The 3005-nt window shown below is 62.1% G+C and carries 1 pseudogene; it reads left to right on the plus strand.

Annotated features, from left to right (window positions below):
• Window positions 1-3005, plus strand: a pseudogene (locus tag EPO09_RS21585) (hypothetical protein); the annotation flags it as partial.

The following is a 3005-nucleotide window of genomic DNA, read 5'->3' on the forward strand; positions in this document are numbered from 1 at the left end:
AAGGCATGCCACAACTCCAGCCAGAACGGCAGGAAGATCATCTCTGATTCATTTGCGAAGAAGTCGCACCATATCAGCGCGACCTGGGCGAACATCAGCACAAAGAGCTGTGCGTTCTGTCACGCTGAGGCAAATGCCGACGGCTCGCAGAACGGCACGTACCACAACCTTGCGGGCAAAGCGGTCGTCCTGAAAGCCTGGACAAACCAGACCTTTATCGGCGGGACCAGCATCGCGGGCATGACACCGGCGTCTTATGTCAACTTCACGACAGGGTACGGCTCGTCAGCGGGCAAGACGCGGTCAAACTCGACGAGTTTGAATGCCGTATGCCTCGGATGCCATAGCAGGGCGAACGCGAACTCAACTCCTTATAAGGATTCTGGCGACAGAAAAAAGCCTACTGCGTACAATATCTATGACAACGGGACCTCGATCGAGGCGAGGTACAGCAACGCGGGCACTACGACGTTCAGCAAGTACGACCCGATGGTCTACAACGTGGTCCCGCAGATAACCAAGGCGTACTCGCCGCACGGCAACCCGGACGTAAACCAGAGGGACGTGGCGAAGAGCCGCCTCTGGTCGGACGACAAGACTGCGACGCAGCCGAAGGTCGCCTGCTTCGACTGCCACAACTCGCACGGCTCCAGGGTCGGCTCGTTCAACGCCAAGGCCCTCACGAGCTACTCGTCGGCAGTCGGCGGCTACGATGGCGGCATCTTGAAGGAGTACACGACCACGTCGGCCTCGTTCACGGTAAAGAGGTACATGCCGACGGAGCTTGCGACCGGGACGCAGCAGTACTCCGCGTCGTCCGCGCAATGCTTCGACTGCCACTTGGGCGACAACGCGAAGGCCCCCAAGACGATGACAACCTTCAAGAACAAGTCGGCCATCGAGGGCTACTACGACGCAGGCAGGTGGCAGACGGCCGACACCTGGACCGGCAGCTTCTCCTACAAGACCGCGGGCTCGGGTAATGGCGCGGGCACGCAGAAGGGCGGCCATTTCGGGAAGAGCGCGCCCCTGGCCACGGACGACCTCAGGACGGACAACGGCGACGTGCAGATAAACGGCCGCTGCGTGAAGTGCCACGACCCGCACGGCGTGACAGGGGCGAATGCGGCGTACCAGCTGCCGGCCCTGAAGGGGACCTGGATGACCTCGCCTTACAAGGAGGACAGGGCGCCAAAGCAGGGCAGCACGGGGACGACCGCTGACCCCAACGTGAACTCCCTCAGCGCCTTGCGCTCCAAGTACCCGGTGAGGGATAACCCGAGCTTCAGCTATAACAACCCGGTATACGTGGGCGCCGGTTTCGGCAAGGGCAAGGCGTCTTCGGGCTTCGGCACCGGCGGCACCGGACACGACGGCTACTTCATAGACGACAACACGTTCGGCACCAACTACCTGACGGCCTCCGGCGGCACGGTGAACGACACCGCCGTCTCCCTCAGGATATACACGAACGTAACGGCGCGCAGGATGACCCAGACGACGGCGCAGTTCGCCGGCCTCTGCCTAAGCTGCCATAACGGGGGCACCACCAACGTGGGCTTAAGGAACATCGCCGACCCGTCCAACTCCGTCTCCACCATCAACGCCACTCCTGTGGCGGCGGGCACGGGATATAAGGTCAACGATATCCTTAACCTGACTACTACCGGAACGGGCGGCCAGGTCAAGGTGACGGGTATCGCCGGCGGCCCCATCACCAGCGTCAACCCTGTGCCCACGGCGGGCGGCAGCGGATATGGAAGCGGCAACGTCCTTACCATAACGCAGGCTGGCGGTTCGGGCGGTACGGTTACGGTATCCGGCCTGGTCCCCACAGGCGCCATAACCACCCTTGCAGCAGCGCCGACCGCGGCCGGCAGCGGGTATAGCGTCAACGACGTGCTTACCGTTACAACGGGCGGCACGGGCGGCACGGCTACGGTAACGGGCATAATGAATGGCGGCCCGGTCACCGCAGCGACCATTAACACGGCTGGCAAAGGCTATACGGTTATGAACCCTGACGGTGGTGCAACTCAGGTAAATACTGCCAATGACGTACTGACTATCCAGCAGGCTGGCTCCGGAAATAACGCCACGGTCACAGTGACGGGTACTACCGGGACAGGGACGGGCTGTACGATATCTACACCGACAGTATCAGGGACTGCCATCCTCACCGCCGCCGTGGTTGCGGGTGGCTCCGGTTATGCGGTGGGCGACATCCTCGACGTTTACCGGTCGGGCGGACCGAGCAGGGACGGCTCTGTTCAGGTAACGAGCGTGAATGCCGGTGTGGTAACAGGCGTGTCGGTATATACCACCGGCAGTGGCTATAGCGGTTCAACCACTGGAAGACCTACATATCATACCGTGCCAAACGCGATAAGCTTGACCACTGGCGGCACTGGATATACGACGGGTACCGCGTTGGCTACCATCGGCGGCACGGGCACGGGCCTTTTGGTGAACATAACGGCGACCGGGGCTAACGGCCAGGTAACCGGGGTCACTTTGCTTACCGGCGGTCAGACTTACACGACGGGCACCGGGAAGGCCACTACCGTGAGCCCGGCCGGCGGCTCCGGCTGTACGTTGAATATTACCGGCGTGGCTGGCACTGGTGTGGTATCAGGCATAACCCTGAATGCCGCGGGCACGGGTTACCAGCCGGCCGCGGGGCTTGCCACTACCGGCGGCACGGGCACGCTCTGTACGGTTCAAATTACAGGCACGAACAGTACCGGCGCGGTAACCGGCCTGACCTTGACTTCCGGAGGTCAAAACTACGCAGTCGGGACTTCCAGCACCTCCGGCGGGAGCGGCAACGGCGCCTGTACCGTAAGCATAACGGCGATCTCGGGCGCAGGCTCCGGCGTCCACGTGCACCGGACGGTAAAGGGCTGGTCCGGTGACGGCACCCCCGCCAACATCTTCACACAGGCGATGGCGAGGAACCAGCACAACATGAGCTTCCAGGGGCTCCAGACGGGCTTAGACAACAC

Source organism: Aquabacterium sp. (assembly GCF_004297345.1).
Lineage (GTDB): Bacteria > Pseudomonadota > Gammaproteobacteria > Burkholderiales > Burkholderiaceae_C > Aquabacterium.